The sequence below is a fragment of the Pseudomonas bananamidigenes genome, assembly GCF_001679645.1.
Lineage (GTDB): Bacteria > Pseudomonadota > Gammaproteobacteria > Pseudomonadales > Pseudomonadaceae > Aquipseudomonas > Aquipseudomonas bananamidigenes.
On the sequence record NZ_LRUN01000060.1, the window covers coordinates 44,951 to 66,850 of the forward strand.

22 protein-coding genes are annotated in these 21,900 nt (G+C 60.6%); 11 read left to right on the forward strand and 11 right to left on the reverse strand.

The features are described from left to right. Positions 1-103 precede the first annotated feature (103 nt). Positions 104-586 (forward strand): acyl-CoA thioesterase, encoded by a 483-nt coding sequence (locus BBF94_RS21035; RefSeq protein WP_003229693.1) that lies wholly within the window; start codon positions 104-106, stop codon positions 584-586. 102 nt (positions 587-688) lie between these two features. Here BBF94_RS21035 and pdxY read toward each other — a convergent pair whose 3' ends face one another. Next, positions 689-1,561: a pyridoxal kinase PdxY gene (gene pdxY / locus BBF94_RS21040; protein ID WP_065260890.1), complete on the reverse strand. Its 873-nt coding sequence runs from the start codon at positions 1,559-1,561 to the stop codon at positions 689-691. Between the two features lie 117 nt (positions 1,562-1,678). On the opposite strand from pdxY, the gene BBF94_RS21045 reads away from it, so the two are divergent. After that, positions 1,679-2,092: a DUF3301 domain-containing protein gene (locus BBF94_RS21045; protein WP_065260891.1), complete on the forward strand. Its 414-nt coding sequence runs from the start codon at positions 1,679-1,681 to the stop codon at positions 2,090-2,092. A 1-nt stretch (position 2,093) separates the two neighbouring features. On the opposite strand, the gene BBF94_RS21050 is transcribed toward BBF94_RS21045, so the two are convergent. Beyond that, the gene (locus BBF94_RS21050; protein WP_065260892.1) at positions 2,094-3,065 is read right to left on the reverse strand and encodes a CobW family GTP-binding protein; all 972 of its coding nucleotides are present in this window, start codon (positions 3,063-3,065) and stop codon (positions 2,094-2,096) included. Positions 3,066-3,090: 25 nt separating this feature from the next. Between BBF94_RS21050 and BBF94_RS21055 the strand changes: the two genes are divergently transcribed. Continuing rightward, complete coding sequence (locus tag BBF94_RS21055) at positions 3,091-3,447, forward strand: NADH:ubiquinone oxidoreductase (RefSeq protein ID WP_065260893.1); 357 nt, start codon at positions 3,091-3,093, stop codon at positions 3,445-3,447. A gap of 4 nt (positions 3,448-3,451) precedes the next feature. Here BBF94_RS21055 and BBF94_RS21060 read toward each other — a convergent pair whose 3' ends face one another. Next, positions 3,452-4,102, reverse strand: a complete 651-nt coding sequence (locus BBF94_RS21060) for a DUF1826 domain-containing protein (protein WP_065260894.1) — start codon at positions 4,100-4,102, stop codon at positions 3,452-3,454. Next, positions 4,102-5,307: a zinc metallochaperone GTPase ZigA gene (zigA, locus tag BBF94_RS21065; RefSeq protein WP_065260895.1), complete on the reverse strand. Its 1,206-nt coding sequence runs from the start codon at positions 5,305-5,307 to the stop codon at positions 4,102-4,104. Before zigA ends, BBF94_RS21060 begins: the two co-directional genes overlap by 1 nt. 217 nt (positions 5,308-5,524) lie before the next feature. Here zigA and BBF94_RS21070 point away from each other — a divergent pair, with 217 nt between their 5' ends. Beyond that, on the forward strand, positions 5,525-5,899 hold the full coding sequence (locus BBF94_RS21070; protein WP_065260896.1) for a glutamine synthetase: 375 nt from the start codon (positions 5,525-5,527) through the stop codon (positions 5,897-5,899). Here the strand turns inward: BBF94_RS21070 and BBF94_RS21075 are convergent. After that, positions 5,896-7,095, reverse strand: a complete 1,200-nt coding sequence (locus BBF94_RS21075; protein ID WP_065260897.1) for an N-acetylmuramoyl-L-alanine amidase — start codon at positions 7,093-7,095, stop codon at positions 5,896-5,898. The genes BBF94_RS21070 and BBF94_RS21075 overlap by 4 nt on opposite strands. Positions 7,096-7,179: 84 nt before the next feature. Here BBF94_RS21075 and folE2 point away from each other — a divergent pair, with 84 nt between their 5' ends. Genes folE2 through BBF94_RS21105 form a run of 6 tightly spaced genes read left to right on the forward strand, consistent with a single transcriptional unit; the run spans position 7,180 to position 12,392 of the window. Beyond that, positions 7,180-8,076, forward strand: a complete 897-nt coding sequence (folE2, locus tag BBF94_RS21080) for a GTP cyclohydrolase FolE2 (protein WP_065260898.1) — start codon at positions 7,180-7,182, stop codon at positions 8,074-8,076. Beyond that, positions 8,073-8,741, forward strand: coding sequence for a metal ABC transporter ATP-binding protein (locus tag BBF94_RS21085; RefSeq protein ID WP_065260899.1), 669 nt, complete (start codon positions 8,073-8,075; stop codon positions 8,739-8,741). Before folE2 ends, BBF94_RS21085 begins: the two co-directional genes overlap by 4 nt. Beyond that, positions 8,741-9,607 (forward strand): metal ABC transporter permease, encoded by an 867-nt coding sequence (locus tag BBF94_RS21090; RefSeq protein ID WP_065260900.1) that lies wholly within the window; start codon positions 8,741-8,743, stop codon positions 9,605-9,607. The genes BBF94_RS21085 and BBF94_RS21090 overlap by 1 nt, the downstream gene beginning before the upstream one ends. Before the next feature lie 11 nt (positions 9,608-9,618). Continuing rightward, entirely contained in the window at positions 9,619-10,494 is an 876-nt protein-coding gene (locus BBF94_RS21095; RefSeq protein ID WP_065260901.1) for a metal ABC transporter substrate-binding protein, read from the forward strand. Then, entirely contained in the window at positions 10,491-11,051 is a 561-nt protein-coding gene (locus BBF94_RS21100) for a gamma carbonic anhydrase family protein (RefSeq protein WP_065260902.1), read from the forward strand. The genes BBF94_RS21095 and BBF94_RS21100 overlap by 4 nt, the downstream gene beginning before the upstream one ends. A 3-nt stretch (positions 11,052-11,054) precedes the next feature. Further along, a complete protein-coding gene (locus BBF94_RS21105) occupies positions 11,055-12,392 on the forward strand; it encodes a dihydroorotase (RefSeq protein WP_065260903.1) in 1,338 nt (445 codons plus the stop codon). 37 nt (positions 12,393-12,429) lie between these two features. Here the strand turns inward: BBF94_RS21105 and BBF94_RS21110 are convergent, their stop codons facing one another. After that, positions 12,430-12,948 (reverse strand): DUF3617 domain-containing protein, encoded by a 519-nt coding sequence (locus BBF94_RS21110; RefSeq protein ID WP_065260904.1) that lies wholly within the window; start codon positions 12,946-12,948, stop codon positions 12,430-12,432. A gap of 146 nt (positions 12,949-13,094) precedes the next feature. Between BBF94_RS21110 and cls the strand changes: the two genes are divergently transcribed. Beyond that, positions 13,095-14,534: a cardiolipin synthase gene (cls, locus tag BBF94_RS21115; RefSeq protein WP_065260905.1), complete on the forward strand. Its 1,440-nt coding sequence runs from the start codon at positions 13,095-13,097 to the stop codon at positions 14,532-14,534. A 1-nt stretch (position 14,535) separates the two neighbouring features. Here cls and cfaB read toward each other — a convergent pair whose 3' ends face one another. The 5 genes from cfaB to hflK (BBF94_RS21140) all read right to left on the reverse strand — a co-directional run bounded on the left by cfaB (position 14,536) and on the right by hflK (BBF94_RS21140) (position 21,847). Further along, positions 14,536-15,723 carry a C17 cyclopropane fatty acid synthase CfaB gene (gene cfaB / locus BBF94_RS21120; RefSeq protein ID WP_065260906.1) on the reverse strand — a complete coding sequence of 396 codons (1,188 nt, stop codon included), beginning with the start codon at positions 15,721-15,723 and terminating at the stop codon, positions 14,536-14,538. 166 nt (positions 15,724-15,889) lie between these two features. Next, positions 15,890-17,797, reverse strand: coding sequence for a heavy metal translocating P-type ATPase (locus tag BBF94_RS21125; protein ID WP_065260907.1), 1,908 nt, complete (start codon positions 17,795-17,797; stop codon positions 15,890-15,892). After that, positions 17,794-18,849, reverse strand: coding sequence for a protease modulator HflK (gene hflK, locus BBF94_RS21130; protein WP_065260908.1), 1,056 nt, complete (start codon positions 18,847-18,849; stop codon positions 17,794-17,796). Before hflK (BBF94_RS21130) ends, BBF94_RS21125 begins: the two co-directional genes overlap by 4 nt. Beyond that, positions 18,846-19,892, reverse strand: a complete 1,047-nt coding sequence (gene hflC, locus BBF94_RS21135; protein ID WP_065260909.1) for a protease modulator HflC — start codon at positions 19,890-19,892, stop codon at positions 18,846-18,848. The genes hflK (BBF94_RS21130) and hflC overlap by 4 nt, the downstream gene beginning before the upstream one ends. Next, positions 19,889-21,847 carry a protease modulator HflK gene (gene hflK / locus BBF94_RS21140; RefSeq protein ID WP_065260910.1) on the reverse strand — a complete coding sequence of 653 codons (1,959 nt, stop codon included), beginning with the start codon at positions 21,845-21,847 and terminating at the stop codon, positions 19,889-19,891. Before hflK (BBF94_RS21140) ends, hflC begins: the two co-directional genes overlap by 4 nt. Positions 21,848-21,900: the final 53 nt, after the last annotated feature.

A 21,900-nucleotide genomic window follows, 5' to 3' on the forward strand; every position in this document is an offset into this window, starting at 1 on the left:
GGCGACCAGTCGCCCGGCGTCCCGATAACGGTGCTTTTGAAAAGCGACCAGGCACCCGCAGAGGTGCATCTTCCCGCAACCTGCCTTGACCCGTGAGAACGTTATGGAACCCGGAAACGCCCAGCTGTCGATGACGGTACTGATGACCCCCGACATGGCCAACTTCTCTGGCAATGTCCACGGCGGCACCCTGCTCAAATACCTCGACGAAGTGGCCTACGCCTGCGCCAGCCGTTATGCCGGCCGCTACGTGGTGACCCTGTCGGTGGACCAGGTGATTTTCCGCGAGCCGATCCATGTCGGCGAACTGGTGACGTTCCTGGCGTCAGTCAACTACACCGGCAATACCTCGATGGAAGTCGGTATCAAGGTGGTCACCGAAAACATCCGCGAACGCTCGGTACGCCACACCAATAGCTGCTTCTTCACCATGGTCGCCGTGGACGATCAGCGCAAGCCGGCTGCCGTGCCGCCATTGCAGCCGCAGAACAGCGAAGACAAGCGCCGCTACATGCAGGCCCAGCAACGCCGGCAGATTCGCCAGGAGCTGGAAAAGCGCTATCAGGAAATCAAGGGCGACGCCTGAGATTAGCAGCGATCTGACGACCGCTATCGCGAGCAGGCTCGCTCCCACGGAGAAAACATCAACCGTGGGAGCGGGCCTGCTCGCGATTGAAGCCGAGGCGCATCAGAGGCTGATAGGCGTGGCCTCGAACTTCACGCGTGGATGCGCAATCCGGTCCTGCGCGCGCACCAGTTGCAGCTCATAACTGGCGCAGGCCTGGGTTTCCAGCAGCACTTCATGCACCGCTGCCGCCGTGAATTCAAACGCCGCCAGCAGGGTGTCGCCAAGCAGCACCCGGGCCAGAAACAGACCGGACGTCAGGTCGCCCACTCCCACCGGCTGACGCGGAAACGCCAGCAGCGGACGCCGAAGATGCCAACTGCCCTCAGCCGTCACCAGCAACATCTCGAAGCCATCCGCCGGTTTCCCCGGGTAATCCAGATGCTTGACCAGCACCGCTTTCGGCCCGCGAGCCAGCAGCGCCTGCGCCATCGCCAGGCAATCGAACAGCGACTGAGGCTTGCGCCCGGAAAAGCTGTCCAGTTCCAACTGGTTCGGACACATGAAGTCTGCGACCGCCGCGGCTTCGTCGAGCAGGAAATCGCTGACCTCGGCCGGCACGCTGCAACCCTTCTCCGGATGCCCCATCACCGGATCGCACAGGTACAAGGCTTTGGGATTGGCTGCCTTGATCCGTTCGATGCCACTGAGAATCGCCCGTCCCTGTGCCGCACTGCCGAGATAGCCTGACAGCACCGCGTCGCAATTGCCCAGCTCACCGATGGCCGCGATGCCCTCGACCAGCTCCGGAATCCGCTGTGGTGCCAGCACTTCCCCGGCCCACTGGCCGTACTGGGTATGGTTGGAAAACTGCACGGTGTTGAGCGGCCAGACATTGACCCCGACCCGCTGCATCGGAAAAACCGCAGCGCTGTTGCCGGCGTGGCCGAACACCACATGGGACTGGATGGCGAGCAGATGAGGCGTACGTTTCATTCGGTTTTTTCCGTAAAACGATTGAAATTCAAGCCGCGCAGTATGCGACGAAACGCAGCCTGTACGACAGACCGGCGACGCAGTTAAGCTGACGCCAACTTTTGGAGTTTTTCGTTGATGCTGACCCTGGAAAACATTTTCGTGCTGATGCTGTTCGCCGTTGCCGGCGCGTGGCTGTGGCACAACCACGGCCTGCGTGAACGGGCGCTGGAACGGGTCAAGCAGCACTGCGTGAATGTCGGCGTCGAGCTGCTCGACGGCAACGTGGCGTTGAAGAAGATCGGTTTCATCAAGGATGCCAGCGGCCGGCGACGTCTGGCGCGGGTTTACAACTTCGAATTCACTGTGACCGGCGAAACCCGTCACAACGGCAGCATCACCCAGTTCGGCCCCCACAGCGTGCAGATCGAGCTGGCGCCCTACCCGGCACCGTTCGACGACACGCCGCCGGTGGTGGAAGTGGCCAGGCCAAGCGCGCAAGTCATCGAACTGAGCCAGTGGCGCCAGGAACACACCAAGTGGAAGCCTTGAGTCAGACCGCCTGAGTCCGACAACCGGCCAATCCCGCCTGCAATTCGTCGATCCTCTGCGGCTGGTCGAAAATCAGCTCGATCCGTGAGTCCTTGCGCCACTCGCTGGGCCGCCAGTCCAGTTTGGCGCTATCCAGGGCATTGGCTGATTCCCAACCAGTCAGACTGTGGATAACCAGCTTCGCCCGACGCCAGTTCAGGGATTCGAGCCACTGAGTGATGCGAATCACGTCAAACGTCTGGCCGGGATGCCAGCGCCAGCCGATGCTCCAGCCGCCCTCCTGCGCCTGGCTCAGGCAGATCGGCAAAGCCGGATCGCTCCAGACGGCCGGCATCTGCGCCAGCCCCTTGGGAACGACGAACTTATCCACACCTGCCTGCGCCTGTTCCTTGATTCCCGGCAACTCACTCAGTGGCAACAACGCCTGTTGCGTCCAGATCAACCGGCCGAATGGCAGCTGGCGGGCGATCCGCTCTCGCGTGGGCTCATCGAGGTTTTCCGCTTTGTTCAACACCAGCAAACCGGCATTCGGCATCGCCTCCCGTTGCGCTGGCGGTAGTAACTTGCCCGCCGCCAGCGCCTGAGCGTCCAGTACCAGCACGCCGGGTTGAACCGCAAGAACGTCACGCCATGGCGCTTCACGCAGTTGCTGCAACAATGTCGCCGGGTGCCCAAGTCCGGAAGGCTCGATGAACAGACGGTCCGGCTGAGCCTTGCGCAGCAGTCGTCCCAACCCAATCTGAAACGGTGCGCCATTCACACAACACAAACAGCCCCCGGCCACTTCGCCCAGTGCGATACCATCGGCGTCCTGGGTCAACAGCGCAGCATCGATGCCGATCTGGCCGAACTCGTTGATCAGCACGGCCCAGCGCTCACCGGTCGGTCGCTGCGCCATGAGCTGGCGGATCAGGCTGGTCTTGCCGGCGCCCAAAGGGCCTGCGATGACATGGGTGGGAATGTTCTGCAACATGATCAAGGATTTCTGGAGGTCGGGAATGCGGTGGATGGGATGGTCGTTGCTGCTGGCGCTGGTGTCGGGCGAAGCCCTGGCACAGGCGTGTGTGGTGCACAGCCAGGCGGAACGCCTCGACGTGAAGGTGTGCCAACAGAACCGCAACATCCCGGAGAAACTGTTCAATGACGGCTTCTGCCAACCCACGCTGCCGGGGCAGACAGTCGAGGTGCAGTACGTCGATCAGTGCCCCGCCGGGGCGTTTGGCGTGTGCAGCAACGCGCAAGTCGCCAATATGCCTTATCGCCAGGATATCCACTATTACGGCGTGGCCACCGATGCGGCGTATTTGAAGCCGTACTGCGAAAACCAGAGCCAGGGTAACTGGCTCAAGCCTTGAGCCTTCAGCCCAACCAGTCGAGGGTCAGCATCAGACGCCGTTCGCCCGGCGCCGGTTTCGGAGAGCGATGGATCAGGCCGAACCCTTCGTTGCCGTGCCACTTCTCTCCTTTGAGCAACGCCACTTCACCGCTCGTCAGCTGTTGAATCCGCGATTTTTCCTGCGGTTCGGCAAGCGGTTTTCCCAGCTCTCGGCGATCCATTTCCTCTTCCTTCAGCCACTCGCTGCCAATGCCCGCGTAGGTGGTGATCAGCCTGACAGGCACATGGTCAACGTGAAAACGCGGGCACATGGCCTTGTCCAGCACACGCAGCCGCAAGCCGATCCGTCGGGCGCCGAGCAGGCAGGCGAAGGCGCCGGTCAACCATCTCAGGTCAGCGATAAACCCTTCATGACCTTCAAGGTCACGGTATTCGCTGGCCAGGCCACTCAGGTCCGGTTCGCTGTCTTCATCGGGCAATTCAAGGCTCAGCGCTTCGGCATAAGGTTCATCCAGCGAGAGCAACAAGCTCGCAAATTCAGCGACGTGAATCGGAAGCTGGCGCTGCCAGACGGCGAGGTTGATTTCATCCTCAAGAATGCTCGCGAGTGTTTGCGGGGTCGGGCCGAAGACTTGATGGCGCGTTCCGTTTTGCAGCGGTTTGAGCGCAAGCATCACGCGACCTCGTCGTGCCAGGGGCCAAACGGATCGGCCAGCAATCGCCAGCCTTCAATACCGAGCGCCATCTCCATATCGGTCAACAGGCAGTCGTCCAGGGCTGATTCGAGTTGTGCGAAATCGATGTTCTGACCGATAAACACCAGCTCCTGACGGCAGTCTCCTACGCTGGCGGTCCAGTTTTCCATGATCGCAGCGGTGCTTTCCTGATCCTGCGGCCACTGATTCTTCGGCACAAAGCACCACCAGCGCCCGGCGAAACCATGGCGCATCAAACCGCCCGCCTGAGACCAGCTACCGGCGTCCGTGGGTTTACTTGCCAGCCAGAAGAAGCCTTTGGAGCGCAGCAGTTTGCCGTTCACCCAAGGGCTGGCGATGAAGTCGAAAAAACGCTGTGGGTGGAAGGGACGGCGCGCCCGATAGGCCGTGGAGGCGATGCCATATTCGTCGGTTTCCGGCACATGCGCGCCACGCATCTCCTGGAGCCAACCCGGGGCCGTCGCTGCTCTGTCGAAGTCGAAGCGACGTGTATTGAGGATCTTTTTCAGCGGCACTTCCCCCATCACCATCGGGATGATCTCGGCGTTGGCGTTCAGCCGCTTGAGGATCGCCATCAGCTCTTCCCGCTCGCTGCGGCTGATCAGGTCGATCTTGCTGATCAGCAGAACGTCGGCGAACTCGATCTGTTCGATCAACAGATCGGTGATCGAACGCTCATCCTCTTCTGCGAGCATTTCACCCCGGGAGGCCAGGCTTTCGGCCGCCTGGAAATCAGGCAGGAAATTCAAACCGTCGACTACAGTGACCATGGTGTCGAGGCGAGCGATGTCGGCCAGGCTTTGCCCCTGCTCGTCGCGAAAGGTGAAGGTTTCGGCAATCGGCAGCGGTTCGGAGATTCCGGTGGATTCGATCAGCAGATAATCGAATCGACTTTCCCGCGCCAGCTTGGCCACTTCCTCCAGAAGGTCTTCGCGTAGCGTACAGCAGATGCAACCGTTGCTCATTTCCACGAGCTTTTCTTCTGCGCGGTTCAGGTCGACATTCCGCTGAACTTCGCCGCCATCAATGTTGATTTCGCTCATATCGTTGACGATGACAGCTACACGTAGATCGTCCCTGTTACGTAGTACGTAATTCAAAAGTGTACTTTTTCCGGCGCCGAGAAAACCGGATAAGACGGTCACGGGAAGTTTGGAAGACATGGGATAAACCTCTTCAAGCGGTAGCTAAACGCAGAAAATGCTCTCGGTGGCAGGCGCTCTCGGGCGTCAATGAAGCAGCAGACGCTTGTAAACAGGGAGCCAAGGAAAGCTCGATCAAGAAATATGTTATAGTATAACAATATTAAAGATCCACATTCTTCTTGCCGTAAACGACAGAGGGCAGGAAGCTGAAAACACTTCGCCGCCGAGTCGTCTCATGAAAACTGCGCTGAAATTCTCAATCCTTGCTTTGGCGTTGATGACCTCTGATGCATGGGCACAAGCCCCGGGACTCGCCGCCTGCACACGGAGCGCGAACCTGCTGTCGTGTGTCGATGCCGATGGCAGCGCCTACAGTGTCAACACGGTCGGCAAGACCATTTATCTGCGCGGTTTCGACAAGATCGGCCGGCGCTATTGGGCTCAAACCAATAGCGTTTACGGACAATTGACGTTCTTCACCGGGATCGCCTCGGACGGCGAAACCTGGGTCGGCTACAACCGCCGAGTGGGCTGGACGACCATCAACCGTTTTTCCAGCTCCGGCGGAAGCAGCGCAAAGTTCACCTGCAGTCGAATCACTGGCTGCTAGACACGGATCTGTTGCTGGTTTTGCTGCCAGGCGATATAGCTGTCAGCCGGTGGATTTTTCTGGAAATAGCGCTGTAATCCTTCAAACAATCCGTCGGCAACTGCCTGTTGATGGCGCGCAGTAACCAGTCGCTGACTGTCCCGCGCGTTGGAAATGAACCCTGTCTCCACGAGAATGGATGGCACATCAGGTGACTTCAGTACCGCAAACCCCGCCTGTTCCACACGCTTTTGATGCAACGTAGTGATGCCAGCCAGACTTCCCAGGACTGCGCTGCCCAACTGCAAACTGGCGGCAATGGTTGCATTCATCGACATATCGAGGATCACGCCAGCGAGCATCGGATCCTTGTCCTTGAGGGTCAGCAGGCTCGTCGCGCCAAGCAGATCTGCACCATTTTCACGCTGCGCCATAAAGCGCGCCGTGGCGGATGTTGCACCTCCTTCAGACAGGCAATACACCGAAGCGCCGGAAGCCGTCAGACGCGGCGCAGCATCCGCGTGAATCGAGATGAACATGTCGGCCTTGTGTTGACGGGCGATATCGACCCGCTTGCGCAACGGTACGAAGAAGTCGTCATTACGCACGAGTTTCACTTCGAAGCCTTTTTCCCGTTTCAATCGACGTCCGAGAAGTTGTGAAATCGAGAGCACAACGTCTTTCTCACGCTCGCCCTTTGCACCGACTGCCCCAGGATCTTTGCCGCCATGGCCGGGGTCCACCACGACAATGATGTCGCGTTTTGGGTGACTGGTTTTCGCCGGCGTTTCACGTGGAACACTTGGCTTGGTCACTTTTTCATCGTTCAAAAGATCCAGAACCAGGCGATGCCCCTGCCCATCCTGAGGCGCCAACAGGAAAGCATTCAGTTGAACAGGGTGATTCAAATCCAGAACGATGCGCGTGTCACCCTTGCCAAAGTTCCCGGAACGGATACTGCGGATAACCGTATCGCCGAGCGAGAGTTGACTGAAATCCCCATTCAAGCTGGAACCACTCAGATCAATGATCAAACGATCAGGCGCACTCAATGTGAACGTCTTGTAAGTCACCGGCCCGCTCAAATCAAAGACCAGACGGAGCTTGTCATCCGAACGCCAAAGGCGAGCGTTACGAATCTGCGTGGCATTGACGCTGAAAGGAAAAGCCAGTGCAGCGCTGGCCAACATCAGATTAAGCAAATGACGTCTGTGCATGAGAAAGCCCATTCATGAAAAAGGCATCGTGGTTTGATTTGTTATAATGTAACATTAAATCGAATCAACACGACGGTACTGAACATGAATGCGCTGACGTTGCCGGATATCGCCGCGCAAGCTGCCCGCCAAGCCTTGCCGCTTGATTGGGTGGGAATGCGTGGCATCGCTCTACCTGTATTTCTTGAAGGTCAACGCTTGGCTGCCAAAGCCGATGCGGGTGTCAGCCTGGATGACGGCGAAGCCCGTGGTATTCACATGTCACGACTGTATCTGGCGCTGGAAATGCTGGAACAGCAAAACCTGACGCCGGCACTTCTGCACCAGGTTCTGCAGCGTTTTCTCGACACTCATGAAGGCTTGGCTAACAACGCTTACCTGAATATCCATACCGAGCTGCTGCTCAAAAGACCCGCACTGGTCAGTCCCTTGAGCGGTTGGAAAACCTATCCGGTGAGCATTTCAGCCACTCTGAAAAACACAGTGTTCCACGTGGAACTGAAAATTGAAGTGGCTTACTCATCGACTTGCCCCTGCTCTGCCGCTCTGGCGAGGCAATTGATCCAGCAGCAATTCGTCGACGACTTTGCCAACAAACCATTGCAGCATGCTGAGGTTCTCGCCTGGCTGGGCTCGACTCATGGGATCATCGCTACCCCTCACAGCCAGCGCAGCACTGCACAACTGCATCTGCAGCTCGAAGAATTCGTCGACGGACTGCCGCTCACCTCAACCATCAACGACGCCGAAGCCGCTCTCGGCACCGCCGTGCAAACCGCGGTAAAACGCGCCGACGAACAAGCCTTTGCCCTCGCCAATGGCCAGAACCTGATGTTCTGCGAAGACGCCGCTCGACGCTTGAATCTGGCACTGCGTCGCTCACCCGGCATCCGCGAATTCCATCTGCGGGTGATCCACGCTGAAAGCCTTCACGCCCACGATGCAGTCGCTGAAAGCCACTGGAGCCGGGAGACAGCATGATCCGTCTGCAGTCATTGAGTTGGGGCGCACCCGGCCAACCGCTCACACCACCGCTGAGCCTTGAACTGGAACGCGGCAGTCTTACGGCCATCATCGGCGTGAACGGAAGCGGAAAAAGCAGCCTGCTCAAAGTCATCACCGGATTGCAGCGACCGCTCGCCGGCACCGTAGCGCTGGGCGTGCCCCGCCAAAGTGGTCTGTCATTCCTTCCCCAGCAACAGCACCTGGATCGCCAATTCCCGATCAGTCTTCAGGAGTTGGTCGCCGCCGGTTTCTGGGGACGCCGACTGTCGTCGCAACTGCGCACACAACGACTGTCCCAGGCACTTGAAGCCTGGCACTTGAGCGGTCTGGAACAGCGTCCGCTGATGGCGCTCTCCGGCGGTGAACTGCAACGCGCCCTGCTCGCTCGATTGAGCCTGGCCGACACACCCTTGCTGCTGCTCGACGAACCCCATGCGGCTCTCGATGAACTGGGCCAGGCACTATTGTGGAAACACCTTCATACCTGGCATGAGCAGGGCCGGACATTGGTCATGGTGTGCCACGACCTCGCCGCCGTCCGCCAACACATTCCACAAACGCTGCTGATCAAAGACAGCGGCTGTGTGTTCGGCCCCAGTGTCGAGCTGACCCAGCAAACACCTGACGAGCAGGTGGCCTGATGCTCAGCGCCGCGCATTTATGGCAACCGTTTCTTGAGTTCGTGTTCATGCGCCGCGCCCTGCTCGGCGGTCTGCTGCTGGCGTGCAGCACCGCACCACTGGGTGTGTTTCTGATCCTGCGGCGCATGAGCCTGATCGGCGACGCCGTCGCGCACGGCATCCTTCCCGGCGCCGCGCTCGGCTTCTGGTTTGCCGGCCTGAGTCTTCCCGCGCTGACCCTCGGCGGCCTCGGCGCCGGTCTGAGCATGGCCGGTCTCGCCGCTTGGATAACCCGTCGTACCGGCCTGCGCGAAGACGCCAGCCTCGCGGCGATCTATCCCATCTCCCTGGCCAGCGGCGTGCTGATTCTGGGCATCGCCGGCAAACGTCTCGACCTGCTGCACTTGTTGTTCGGTTCGGCATTGGCCGTCGACGGCCCCACCCTGAACGGAATGCTGGGCGTGTCGTTGCTAAGTCTCATGGCCATGGCGCTGATCTACCGCCCGCTCCTGCTCGACACCCTCGACCCGATTTTTTTGCGCACCGTCAGCCGACTCGGCCCGATCGCCCATGGGGTGTTCCTGATGCTGGTGGTGCTCAACCTGGTTATCGGATTTCAGGCCATCGGCGCATTGATGGTGGTCGGACTGATGATGCTGCCTGCCGCCGCTTCACGTTTCTGGAGCCGACGCCTGCCGATCCTGATCACCATTGCCGCCGTGATCGGTTGCCTGTCGGTGTGGCTCGGGCTGCTGCTGTCGTTCTACTACTCGTTGCCCAGCGGCCCGGCCATCGTGCTGGTCGCAGGCATCGGTTACCTATTGTCCGTGGTGCTCGGGCCGGTTCACGGCCTGCTGCGTCGCCCACCCTTGTTCACATCCCAATGAGGTGTTTCCCGATGCGCGCTCTACTCGTGTTGTTCAGCCTGACGCTGTCGATGTCGTTGTCGGCTGCGGAAAAACTGCCAGTGGTCACCAGCTTCAGCATCCTTGCCGACATGGTGCATCAGGTCGGCGGCGAGCATATCCAGATTACCGACATGGTCGGTCCCGACGCCGATGCCCACACCTATGAACCGACACCGGAAGATGCGAAGGCACTGCTGAAAGCAAAATTGATCCTAAAAAACGGCCTGGGTTTCGAACCCTGGCTGGATCGACTGGTGACCAGCACCGACACCCGAGCCACGGTCATCAGCGCCAGCCACGGCGTGATCCCCCGCTCTCTGGATGAAGACGGCGAGACCGTGCCCGACCCTCACGCCTGGCACAACCTGGCCAACACCGAGTTGTATGTCGCCAACATTACCAAGGCTCTGATCGCCGCTGACCCGGCGAACAAGGCCGACTACGAACGCAACAGCAAGGCCTACCTGAAACAGATCTACGCCCTCCTCGCCGAAGCCAAGGCCAAACTCGGTTCCCTGCCGCCCGGCAATCGCAAGATCGTCACCAGCCACGACGCCTTTGGTTATCTCGGCCAGGCCTACGGGATCGACTTCATGGCGCCGCAAGGGTTGTCCACCGAGCGCGAACCTTCCGCCGCCGAAGTCGCCGCGTTGATCACCCAGATCCGCCAAGCCAAGGTCAAAGCCGTGTTCATGGAAAACATCAAGGACGCGCGCCTGCTCAAACAGATCGCCGACGAAAGCAGCGCGCACATCGGCGGCACACTGTACTCCGACGCCCTCTCCGCTTCAGGTCCGGCCAGCACGTTCACCGGCCTGTTCGAATCCAACCTCAATACTCTTTACGACGCCCTGAGCCAACCATGATCCGAAAAAATCCTTCCGGCGATTTGCCGCAAATTGCCGAGTCTGCCTACGTCGATAAAACCGCAATCATCTGCGGCAAGGTAGTGATCGGCGACAACGTGTTCGTCGGTCCCTATGCGGTCATTCGCGCCGATGAGGTGGACGCCTCGGGCGCAATGGAGCCGATCACCATCGGCGCCAACTCGAACATCCAGGATGGCGTAGTGATTCACTCCAAGTCTGGCGCAGCGGTGACCATCGGCGAGTTCAGCTCCATCGCCCACCGCTCGATCGTGCATGGCCCGTGCAAAGTCGGCGACCGGGTGTTCATCGGTTTCAACAGCGTGCTGTTCAACTGCGTGGTCGGCGACGGTTGCGTGGTACGGCACAACTCGGTGGTCGATGGCCGGGATCTGCCGGATGCGTTTTATGTGCCCTCCACCACCCGCATCGGGCCGAACACCGATTTGTCGCAGTACCCGCCAGTGAGTGTCAGCGCTTCAGAGTTTTCCGAAGACGTGGCGCGCACCAATGTCGATCTGGTGCGCGGCTACAAGGCCCTGCAGAACGAGTTCTGAACCATGAACAGTGTGCTGATTCGCAATGCGCGACTGGTGAATGAAGGACGTGAGTTCGACGCCGATCTGCTGGTCAGCCACGGACGCATCATCAAGATCGCCCCCAGTATCGAAGGCGAAAACGCCGGACTGGAAATCGACGCCGCCGGTCAATGGCTGCTACCGGGAATGATCGATGATCAAGTGCATTTCCGTGAGCCGGGTTCGCCGACCAAGGGCAGCATCTACACCGAATCCCGCGCCGCGGTGGCCGGGGGCATCACCAGCTTCATGGACATGCCCAACACCAACCCGGCCACCCTCACCCTCGAAACATTGGCTGATAAAAAGCGCCGGGCGGCGATCAATTCGGTGGCCAACTACGGCTTTCACTTCGGTGTCAGCCACGACAACCTGGACACTGTCGCGGCGCTCAATCCCAGTGAGGTGGCCGGGGTGAAAGTGTTCATGGGCGCGTCGACCGGCAATATGCTGGTCGATGATCCCCGGACGCTGGAACGATTATTCGCCGAGGTGCCGACGATTCTGCTGGCCCATTGCGAACACACGCCGAGCATCGAGGCCAACACCGCAAAGCTGTATGAGCGTTTCGGCGACCATCTTCCGCCCGACGCCCATGCCTTGATCCGAAATGCCGAGGCCTGTTATCGCTCATCTTCACTGGCGGTTGATCTCGCCAAACGCCATGGCACTCGCCTGCACGTGTTGCACCTGACCACCGCCCGGGAGCTGGAGCTGTTCGAGGACAAGCCGCTGACGCACAAACGCATTACGGCGGAAGTCTGCCTGCATCATTTGCTGTTCGATGATCGCGACTATCCGGACTTCGGCAACCAGATCAAATGCAACCCGGCGATCAAGACCCGGGCTGATCGCGATGCCCTGCGTCTTGCCTTGCTCAGTAATCGTCTGGATGTGATCGGCAGTGACCACGCCCCGCATACCTGGGCGGAGAAACAGCTGTCGTATGCCCAGGCGCCGTCCGGTCTGCCACTGGTGCAACATGCGATGCCGGCGTTGCTGGAGCTGGTAGCGGACGGTGTTCTGCCGATCACAACCCTGGTGGCGAAGACCAGCCATCGGGTGGCGGATCTGTTCGCCATTCCGGATCGTGGTTATCTGAGAGAGGGATATTGGGCGGATCTGGTATTGATTCAGTCAGAACCCGAGGGTGTCGCGGTATCGCGGCAACCTGTTCTGTCACAGTGCGGGTGGACGCCGTTTGCCCGTCGCAGCTTTCGCCATCGGGTGAGTACGACGCTGGTATCGGGGCAGATTGCATGGCACGCCAATCGACTGCACGAAGGCTGTCAGGGATTGCCACTGCGATTCATACGCTAAAAAACGCCCCCACACTGTTGTGGGGGCGGTTGGTTTTTCAGGCTCTTGGTTTGACCGTGCCGCAATCCTGACCCAGCCACACGGCGCGGGTTTCCAGACTGCCCTTCTGGTTGATCCCGATGGCATTGAACGTGCCGTTGGCGACGGTCGTGAACTCGCGATCACTGATGAACGTGGCCACACCTGTGCCCTGGGCTCGCGGGCAACTGAAGCGGAATTTCCACTGATTGCCGTTGCGCTCGGTGATCTGCTGCTTGCAGCCCGACTGCGGGTCTGCCAGCGGAATATCATTGGTCGCCACTTGCTGCGGTGTCAGGCAGGCACGAATGCCCTTGCCGCCGATATTGATCCCCTGCTTCTCCAGCTGCGCCCGTTGTTGCGGAGTGATCTGGCCCTGAATCTGGCCAAGGATCGATTGCACGTCCATGGCCTGATCATCGACTTTCACGTTGCTCGACGTCATTTCCCACAAGCCCGGCTGCAGCATTTGCGCCTGAGCCACCAACGGCAAGGCCAACCCCAGACCCAGCGCCAAACCCAGCAGACGAACGTTCATTGCAAAACTCCTGATCAGTAGTGGCCGTTAGACGCCAGCCGCCTGTTTCGGTTCATGGGCGGCTTTCACGGCTGAAAATAAAATAGCGACAAGCGCAAAGGAACATGGTCTGTTAAGCATTGAATCTTCAGGAGCAAGGTTGCCCCATGGATTATTTCGGCCCGCACATCTTCGGTTATCTGATTGCACTGATACATACTCTGGGCACCATTGCCGCCATTCATGCCGTGTTGACTGTCAGAACCGCACAAGGCTCGATCGCCTGGGCGCTGTCTCTGGTCTTCATCCCTTATCTCACGCTCATTCCCTATCTGGTGTTCGGTCGCAGCACCTTCGACGGTTATATCAAGGCCCGGCGCCAGGCCAACGAACAGATGCGCCAGGCCGTATCCGAACTGAACTGGCGCCCTTGGGTGGAAGAAGCCCTGACGGCTCGCGCTTCAAACGCCTACGACTCGTTGCGGGCGATGCCGAAGCTGGGACGCATGCCGTGTCTGGCCAATAACGAAGTGCGATTGCTGATCAACGGCAGCAGCACTTTCGAGGCGATTTTCCACGCAATCAGCCAGGCACGGGAAGCGGTGCTGATTCAGTTTTTCATCATTCACGACGATCGCCTCGGTCAGCGCCTGCTCCAACTGTTGTTGAAAAAGGCCGCCGAAGGTGTCGCCATTCATCTGCTCTATGACCGCATCGGCAGCCACGCCCTGCCCCACAACTACGTGCAGCAATTGCGCGACGGCGGTGTCGAGGTCAAGGCCTTCGCCACCCGCAGCGGCTGGCTCAACCGCTTTCAGGTGAACTTCCGCAACCACCGCAAGATCGTGGTGGTCGACGGAATGATCGGGTTTGTCGGCGGGCACAACGTCGGCGACGAATACATGGGCGAAAAACCACCCCTGGCGCCCTGGCGCGATACGCATGTGCAGGTGCGGGGGCCAGTGGTCGCCTGCATGCAGGAGTCATTTGCCGAAGACTGGTTCTGGGCCGCGCGCACGCTGCCGCCGTTGATCCTGCCCGAGGTTTATCCGGATGACGGCGTACTCTGCCAGTTGCTCGCCAGCGGCCCGGCGGATGCCTGTGAAACCTGCTCGCTGTTCTTCGTCGAAGCCATCCATGCCGCCACCGAACGCGTGTGGATCACCAGTCCTTACTTCATTCCTGACGAAGCGGTATTCGCTGCATTGCGTCTTGCGGTTCTGCGCGGTGTCGATGTGCGACTGTTATTGCCCTCGCGTCCCGATCACCGGATCGTCTATGCCGCGTCGAGCCTCTATGCATTCGAAGCGGTGCGCGCCGGAGTGCGGGTGTTCCGCTACCAACCGGGTTTTCTGCATCAGAAAGTGGTGCTGGTGGATAACGAGATCAGCGCCATCGGCAGCGCCAACCTGGATAACCGTTCGTTCCGGTTGAATTTCGAAGTGATGCTGCTGACGGTCGACAGCGAATTCGCCGGCCACGTGGAACAGATGCTCAACGATGACTTCGCCCTGTCTTACGAGATCGCCAAGGAAGAAAGCCGGGAGATCCATCGCCTGCAACAGCTCGGCATGCGGATCGCCCGGCTGATTTCACCGATTCTCTAGTTCAAGGGTTGTAGATGTCGTCACGTGTCCAGGGCAGCTCATGACTGCCGTCGGGATGGGCCTTCACGGCGAGGATCTGGTGCAGATTGATCCAGCCCCTGGCAAACGCATAGGCACAACCGGCCAGATACAGGCGCCAGATCCGCAGGGCCTGTTCCGGTACCAGTTTCGCGGCGGCTTCCAGATTGTCCTCCAGACGTTCGCTCCAGTGATCGAGGGTTCGCGCGTAGTGCAGGCGCAGGCTCTCGACATCGACAACCTCCAGACCTGCTTCACTGATGTTGGCCGTGATCATCGCCAGATGTGGCAACTCCCCGTTGGGAAACACGTATTTCTCGATGAAGTCCCCGGCGCCGCGCCCCACCGGGCGGCCGTCGGTATGCTTGGCGGTGATGCCATGGTTCATCACCAGACCGCCCTCTTTCACCGCACCGAACAGGATGCGGGTGTACTCGGGCAAATTGGCGTGACCGACATGCTCGAACATGCCCACGCTCACGACCTTGTCGAACCGCCCGTCCTGGGGCAGGTCCCGGTAGTCGAGCAACTGCAATTCGACCTGATCTTCCAGGCCGTCGGCTTTCACCCGTTCGCGGGCCAGCGCCAACTGCTCCTTGCTCAGGGTGATGCCAAAAACCCTGGCACCGAATTCCCGGGCAGCAAAGCGTGCCAGCCCACCCCAGCCACAGCCGACATCCAGCAGATACTCGCCCGGCTGTAGCCGCAGTTTGCGGCACAAATGGCGAAACTTGGCTTCTTGCGCCTGCTCGATGGATTCGCTGCCGGTCTCGAAATAGGCGCAGGAGTACACCATGTTGCTGTCCAGCCACAGCTGGTAGAACTCGTTGGAAAGGTCGTAGTGGTAGGAAATCGACTGGGCGTCGGTTTCCTTGTCGTGCAAGGTGCGCACGGGATGACTGCCTTCATCTTCATCGAGCAGCGCGGTGCTCAGCTCGTCGCAGACGCGGATGACCTCGCTGATCGAGCCTTCAAGCTCGACCTTACCCTCGACGAATGCGCCCCCCAGCGCATCCAGACTGGGATGGGTGAGCTGGGCCACCATTTGCGGATCCTTGACCACGATGGTCACGCTGGGATCGGGCCCGAGATCGAATTCATGGCCGTCCCAGAGTCGCAGGCGAAGCGGAAGCCGCAGATTCTGTAAGGCCGGTGGAAGTTGCGCGAGCATGGAATATCCCCCTGGTTTCAGACGTCTGATCTGAGGGTAGACCATCCTTGAAAATTAGCAGGCTATCGATTCAATAGTCGCCACCTATCACACAGCAGCACCGATCTCCCTCCTGCGGTGCGCCTGTACAGAAGACTGCGGGATCGGCGCACCGTTCGAAAAATGATCAGTTCTGCCCGTCAAGCTTCAACAACGGTTCCTGGAATCGCAGCAAGCGCCCGGCGTTGCCCAGTACCAGCAAGGTACTCAGGTTGTGCAACAACGCGGCAATCATTGCCCCGGCCGCCCCCAACCAGCCGAATGCAGCGAATACGACGATGGCCAACGTCCAGCCCAGACCGATGATCACGTTCACCTGCAGCGTGCGCCGGCATTGGCGACTCAGGCGCACACACGTGCCGAGCCGGCGCAGATCGCTGCCGATCAGCACGATGTCGGCGGACGCCAACGCTATATCCGCCCCACCCGCGCCCATCGCGACGCCTACCACACCGGCCTTGAGTGCCAGCGAATCATTGATGCCGTCACCGACCACCATCGGCCGGAATCCATGGTCGATTTCCTTCAATACCCGATTGAGTTTGTCTTCGGGCAACGCCTGAGCTTCGACTTCCTGCAAGCCGACATCCCGGGCCAGGGTATGCGCCACGCTCTGCCGGTCGCCGGTCAGCAGCAGTTGCCGACCGAGGCCCAACTCGCGCAGTTCGCTCAAGGCGGATTTCGCTTCCGGTTTGACGCTGTCGGCCAGCAAGAGCCAGGCGAGGAATTCACCGTTCAACGCCAGACCGGCAATCGGGCCATCGTGCTCGGGAATCGTTGTAGTCGGGATCCCCAGCTGCGCAAACAGCTCCGGGCGACCCAGCGCGGCTTCACCTTGCTCCGTTCTGGCGACCACACCCAGCCCCTGGCGTTCGTGAATGTCGGTCAGCACCAGCATCTGGTCTGCGTGGATCAGTCCGGCCAGCGCCCGACTGACCGGGTGACTGCTCGCAGCGCCAAGACTGGCGGCCAGTGCCATCACCGAATCGTGATCCGCCTGGGTGCTGCTGATCGACTGCAAGCGCAACGTGCCGTAAGTCAGCGTGCCGGTCTTGTCCACCACCAGCGAAGTAAGGTCGGCCAGTTCTTCAAGAAAAGCCGAACTGCGGATCAGAATCCCGTGCCGCGCCGCCACCGCCACCCCGGCAATCGCCGTGGCCGGTGCCGACAGCACCAATGCGCAAGGACAGGCTGCGACCAGCACCGCCAACATCGCCTGCGCATCCTGGGTCACAAACCAGGTCACTGCCGCCAGCAGCAACACCAGCACCATGTAGCTGCCGGCATAACGTTCCAGCAGCCGGGTGATCGGCGGCTTGGAGCGCTCGGCGTTCTGCATCAGGGCGATGACCTTGCCCAGGGTCGATTCACCGCCGGTGCGGGTCACTTCTATCCGCAACAGACCATCGAGGTTGATCGCTCCGCCGAACACGGTCATTCCGACGCTTGCCTCGACGGGCACCGACTCACCCGTGATCGACGCGGTGTCGAGGCTGGCCTGGCCGGACAACACGCGACCGTCCGCCGGTACCCGATCGCCGGCCCGTACTTCGACGGTGTCACCGGCCTTGAGCGTGCCGTTATCGACTTCGATGACCGTGCCATCTGCCTGAACCTTTCGTGCATGGCTGCGAGTGAGCTGGCCCAACGCATGAATCGCCTCTTGCGAGCCGATCACGCTGCGCTCCTCCAGCACATGGCCGAAGATCATGATGATGGGCAACAACGCAGCGGTGAGCAGATCACCGGTGGCCCAGGCCCCGAGCATCGCCAGCGCAATCAACTGATCGGTGATGCCGTGCAGGCTTGGGTATCGCAGGCTGAACCATGCCGAACGCATCACCGGCACTGCCACCAGCAAAGACGCGACACCCAGCAGCAACTGACTGACGCCTGTCTGTTCAGGCATCAACCAGCGCCAGACCAATCCGAGCCCGAGCAAACCGAGAGCGAGCATCGCCAGGGTCAACTGGCGCGCAGCGCGACGTTGCTCGGCCGAGGACAACAGGCTCGGTGCGGCATTGGTGACAGTCATTTACTGGCTCCCTGAATGATCAGGCGGGAATCATCTTTCGGATCGATCGTGGTGACCGAACCGGCCTGGCCGAGAATCTTCGGTATCCGTTCGCGGTAAAGGCGCAGCAGCATCTGCGGGTCGGAGTTCTGTTGCCCCGCCAGACTCAGCACGGTAGCGGTATCGGCGGAGGCTTTGGCCAGGCGCTCTCCGGCCTGGGCATGGGCGACCTGCAAGGTACGGTCGGCCAGTTCGTTGGCGGTCTGAGTGATTTTCTCAGCGTCGGTGCGAGCATTGGCCACAGCCTTGTCGGCCTGTTGGCTGGCAGTCAGCACAGCATTGAACGCACCGACGGCCGGCTCGGGCAGACTCGACTGCACATCGACCCGCGCCACTTCGATACCGATGCCCTGCCCGCTCGCCTTCAATTCCGCCAAGCGCCGATTGATACCCTGCACCAGATCGCCACGCAACCGCTCCCGTCGTTCGGCAGCTTGATTGTCGGCACCGATCAGCTCCGGTCGCGCTACCAGAATGGTGTCCAGATCCCGCGCCGCGGTCAGGGCCACCGCGCTGCGGGTCACCAGTCGATCCAGTGCCGGCAGCACATGGTCGCCTTGCAGCACGAAGTCATAGGGATCGGTGACCTTGTAGAACACCCGCACATCCAGCTGAACGACACCGGCGTCACCCGTGAGCAAATAGCCTGAACCGGCCAATGCATCGCTGATTGGCGTGGCGAACGTCGCGACGCGATCCGCCTGTATTGCGGCAGGGCTGCGCAGCAGATTTTCCACACGACGCTCAATGACCCGATCAGCCGCCGGCAGCAGTACGACCTGTTCGAACGGCTGCGGCCAGGCCAATAACAACCCGGCATTCTGGATGCGCTCCAATGCGCCGAAATGCATGACCACCGCACGATTCTGCGGGTCGATCTGCCTTACATTGGAAAACGCCCAAGCCAGCGCCGCCAGAACCGTTACCGCATACAAAGCGAAAAAGGCCAGGCGACCGGCCTGAATCCACGGACTGTTCAATGATTGTGTTCCACGTGGAACTTCATCACTCATGGCTGCGTTCCACGCTTGCTATCCAGGGTCGGCGGGCCGTCCACCAGCACGCGAAACGGTGCGGCATCGGTGCGCAGGATCAATTTGCTGTCCGGCGTAACGATGGTGCCGAGGGTGTCCAGCGAACGCAGCAGGTTGTACAGCTGCGGAGAACTCGCGTAGGCGCGGCCATAAATCTGCGCGGCTTCGACCCGTGATTGCGCCTCGATTTCCGCCGCTTTCACTGTGGCATCGGCCTGCACGATTCGCGCATCACGCTCGGCACCCGAACGAATCTGGGCCGCTTCACGCTTGCCGATAGCCGTGCGTTCCGTGGCGATGGTTTCACGCTCAGCGCGCATCCGGTCGACTGTCGCGGTAAGGGTCACTGACGGCAAAGTCAGTCGCTCAATTCCCACTTGCACGACACGCACGCCGTAAGTGGCGAGCAATTGCTGATCAATTTGTTGGCGCAACTGTGCCTCGAAATCGGCAATGCGTACCTGATTGGCATCGGTGTTCACCAGATTGGCCAGGTCAAAACTGCTGGCGGTGGTTTCCAGTGCCGAGCCGACAAAGGTGCGAATCTGCCGCGCCGCTTCATCCGGCTGGTTCTGCACCGCACGCATGAAACGCTGGACGTTGTCCGCATCACCCTGCACCTGCCAGGCGACATACGCCTGCACGATGATGCGCAAACCGTCACGGGTGCCGACGTCCTGCAAACCGCTGGATGTGGTGCGCAGGCGCAGATCAACCGGAATCGCCGCTTCGAACGGTGCCGGCCAGCGCCAGCTCAGACCCGGCTCCAGCAACACGCGGGAAGGATTGCCGAAACGGGTGATCACCGTGGCCTCGCCGGAGCGCACCTGCACCAGACTGGCTGCTGCGATGGCGAACGCCACCAGCAAAACGGCCCAGCCCATGCGGCGCCACGGGAAAGGCCCCGCCTCCTCCGGCGCGCCATGATGATGGTGGTGATGATGCCCGTGATGGTGGTGGCCGCCATGAGCATGGTCATGACCGCTGTGGTCAGGGTGATCGTGTGTGTGCGACTGGCTCAATGGGTGGCTCCTGGTTGAGCGGTGGTGCGCGCCGGCGACGGGTCAGCCGGGAGCGTGAACGTACGCAAGTCAATGGTCGGCGCGTTGCTGCTGCCGCCCAGACGATGGTCGAGCACCAACAGTTTGGCTTTGCCCAGTCCCTGACTGAGCTGGCTGAGGTATTGCTCCAGCACGAAGGCCTGGCCGGCACCGACATAGGCCTTTTGTTCGGCGCTGAATTTCAGATCCGCCTCACGGGCGATCGAGCGGGTTTCGTGGGCATTGGCATTGGCCTGATCGCGCGCGAGGCTGGCCTGCAACTGCGCCTGGTTGCTCGCTTCAGCCGCCGCGCCACGCTCGCGAGAGATCAACGCCTGGGCGCCGATCTGCGCCGCTTGCACGCTGTGATAGGCATTGGCGGCACCCGCGGGAGGATGAATCGCCTCGACCACCGTGGCGAGAATCTCTACGCCGCTGTCGAGTTTCTGCAGATCGCTCTGCACCGCACGACCGATCTCGTCAGCCAGCCCTACCCTGTCCTGCCCCAGCAAACCGTCGAGGGTGCGTGAGGCAAAATCGTGGACCAGAATCCGGCTCGCGGTACTGCGGATCAGCGTCGGCACATCCGCGCTGTTATAAGTCGCGGCCAATGCGCCCTGATCGCTGAGACCTATGCGGTAAACAAACCGCACGTCCATGTTGACGATCTGGAAGCTCTGCTGCTCGTTACGACTGCTGGCGATGACCTGTGACTTGTCATTGACGTGGCTGGCATCCCACAAGCGGTGGGCGGTGACCGGTGCCGGACCTTCCGCCGGATCCGCCTGAACCGGCACCGGGTTCTCGCCGACGCTGGTCGCCAGTTCGTGCACCACACCGTTCTCCACATTCAGTACCCGGCCCAACGGCCATGGCAGACCGGCATGCAAACCGGGGCCGAACACCTGCACCGGTTTGCCGAAGCGCTCGTAAATGCCACGGTTTTGCAGTGGAATCTCATGAACGCCGGTGAGCAACCAGCCGACTGCCGCCACCAGCACCAATACCGGCAGGAATGCGCGACGCATGTAGCTGAACGCCCAGATCTGCCGCAGATCGATACCGAAGCGGTTGTGCAATTCGTGCTGCAACGCGAGTAACGGTTGCGGCGGCCAGCGCAGCAGATCAGCGACGAAACTGCGGGCCAGCAGCACCGGCTCCAGCTGTTCACGGCGCGGGCTGAACAGCGACAGCACAGCGCGCAGCAGCAACTCCGCAGCGACCAGCCCCGGCAGGATGCCGATCAGCACCGCCAGCCGTACGGGCCAGACCGAATTCTCGCTGGCGAACAACAAGCACAACGCGCCCAGCACCAGGCTGATGATGGTCACACGCGTCAGTTGTGCCAGCGCACCGGCCTCGGGCCATTGCGCCGGATGTTCCTGGGCCAGTTGTCGCTCCAGCACCAGCAGGCCGAACGCCAGCAGCAGGGCAATCGCCGCGCTGACGGAGGCGGACATGCCCACGGCGGCCGAGGGCAATGCCAGGTTCCACACCTGCTCGATACCCAGCAATGCCAACAGCGCGAGACCGCCCAGCCACAAGGTCGGCGCTCCGATCTGTCCCAGCAGATGCAGACTGCGGCGGCCCAGCCGATCCAGCAGTCGCTCGTACCAGCCGTCCGGCGCGGGCGTTTCCTCCTCGCCGGTAACCGCCGCCACCGGGCTGATCACACGCGCTCGCCAATCAGTCACCCACCACGCCGATTGCAACCCGGCGACCAGCACCAGCAACGCCGCGCTCTGATTGACCAACAGCGCGGGCCACAGCGATTGCGAGGCAAACAGGCCCACAAAAAACGCCAGCACCACCCCGACCACGGCCAACCCACCGAGTCCGACGGCCAACCGGCGCAATCGACGCCCTTGGGTCGTCGCCTGCTGAAAGCGCGGCAAACCGGTGACTTGCGTGCCATCAACGTCCAGATCGACTTGCATATCCCCCCAAACCCCCTGGCTCACTGCACAACTCGTTACGATATAACGAAGGC

Bases quoted from the DNA above. Each gene is read 5' to 3' on its own strand.
- BBF94_RS21075 (WP_065260897.1), bottom strand. From the start codon at position 7,095: ATGCACAGACGTCATTTGCTTAATCTGATGTTGGCCAGCGCTGCACTG.
- BBF94_RS21105 (WP_065260903.1), top strand. From the start codon at position 11,055: ATGAACAGTGTGCTGATTCGCAATGCGCGACTGGTGAATGAAGGACGT.
- cfaB (WP_065260906.1), bottom strand. From the start codon at position 15,723: ATGCTCGCGCAACTTCCACCGGCCTTACAGAATCTGCGGCTTCCGCTT.
- folE2 (WP_065260898.1), top strand. From the start codon at position 7,180: ATGAATGCGCTGACGTTGCCGGATATCGCCGCGCAAGCTGCCCGCCAA.
- BBF94_RS21085 (WP_065260899.1), top strand. From the start codon at position 8,073: ATGATCCGTCTGCAGTCATTGAGTTGGGGCGCACCCGGCCAACCGCTC.
- BBF94_RS21100 (WP_065260902.1), top strand. From the start codon at position 10,491: ATGATCCGAAAAAATCCTTCCGGCGATTTGCCGCAAATTGCCGAGTCT.
- hflK (WP_065260910.1), bottom strand. From the start codon at position 21,847: ATGCAAGTCGATCTGGACGTTGATGGCACGCAAGTCACCGGTTTGCCG.
- BBF94_RS21045 (WP_065260891.1), top strand. From the start codon at position 1,679: ATGCTGACCCTGGAAAACATTTTCGTGCTGATGCTGTTCGCCGTTGCC.
- BBF94_RS21035 (WP_003229693.1), top strand. From the start codon at position 104: ATGGAACCCGGAAACGCCCAGCTGTCGATGACGGTACTGATGACCCCC.
- BBF94_RS21060 (WP_065260894.1), bottom strand. From the start codon at position 4,102: ATGCTTGCGCTCAAACCGCTGCAAAACGGAACGCGCCATCAAGTCTTC.
- pdxY (WP_065260890.1), bottom strand. From the start codon at position 1,561: ATGAAACGTACGCCTCATCTGCTCGCCATCCAGTCCCATGTGGTGTTC.
- zigA (WP_065260895.1), bottom strand. From the start codon at position 5,307: ATGTCTTCCAAACTTCCCGTGACCGTCTTATCCGGTTTTCTCGGCGCC.
- BBF94_RS21090 (WP_065260900.1), top strand. From the start codon at position 8,741: ATGCTCAGCGCCGCGCATTTATGGCAACCGTTTCTTGAGTTCGTGTTC.
- BBF94_RS21050 (WP_065260892.1), bottom strand. From the start codon at position 3,065: ATGTTGCAGAACATTCCCACCCATGTCATCGCAGGCCCTTTGGGCGCC.
- cls (WP_065260905.1), top strand. From the start codon at position 13,095: ATGGATTATTTCGGCCCGCACATCTTCGGTTATCTGATTGCACTGATA.
- BBF94_RS21070 (WP_065260896.1), top strand. From the start codon at position 5,525: ATGAAAACTGCGCTGAAATTCTCAATCCTTGCTTTGGCGTTGATGACC.
- BBF94_RS21095 (WP_065260901.1), top strand. From the start codon at position 9,619: ATGCGCGCTCTACTCGTGTTGTTCAGCCTGACGCTGTCGATGTCGTTG.
- BBF94_RS21110 (WP_065260904.1), bottom strand. From the start codon at position 12,948: ATGAACGTTCGTCTGCTGGGTTTGGCGCTGGGTCTGGGGTTGGCCTTG.
- BBF94_RS21125 (WP_065260907.1), bottom strand. From the start codon at position 17,797: ATGACTGTCACCAATGCCGCACCGAGCCTGTTGTCCTCGGCCGAGCAA.
- BBF94_RS21055 (WP_065260893.1), top strand. From the start codon at position 3,091: ATGCGGTGGATGGGATGGTCGTTGCTGCTGGCGCTGGTGTCGGGCGAA.
- hflK (WP_065260908.1), bottom strand. From the start codon at position 18,849: ATGAGTGATGAAGTTCCACGTGGAACACAATCATTGAACAGTCCGTGG.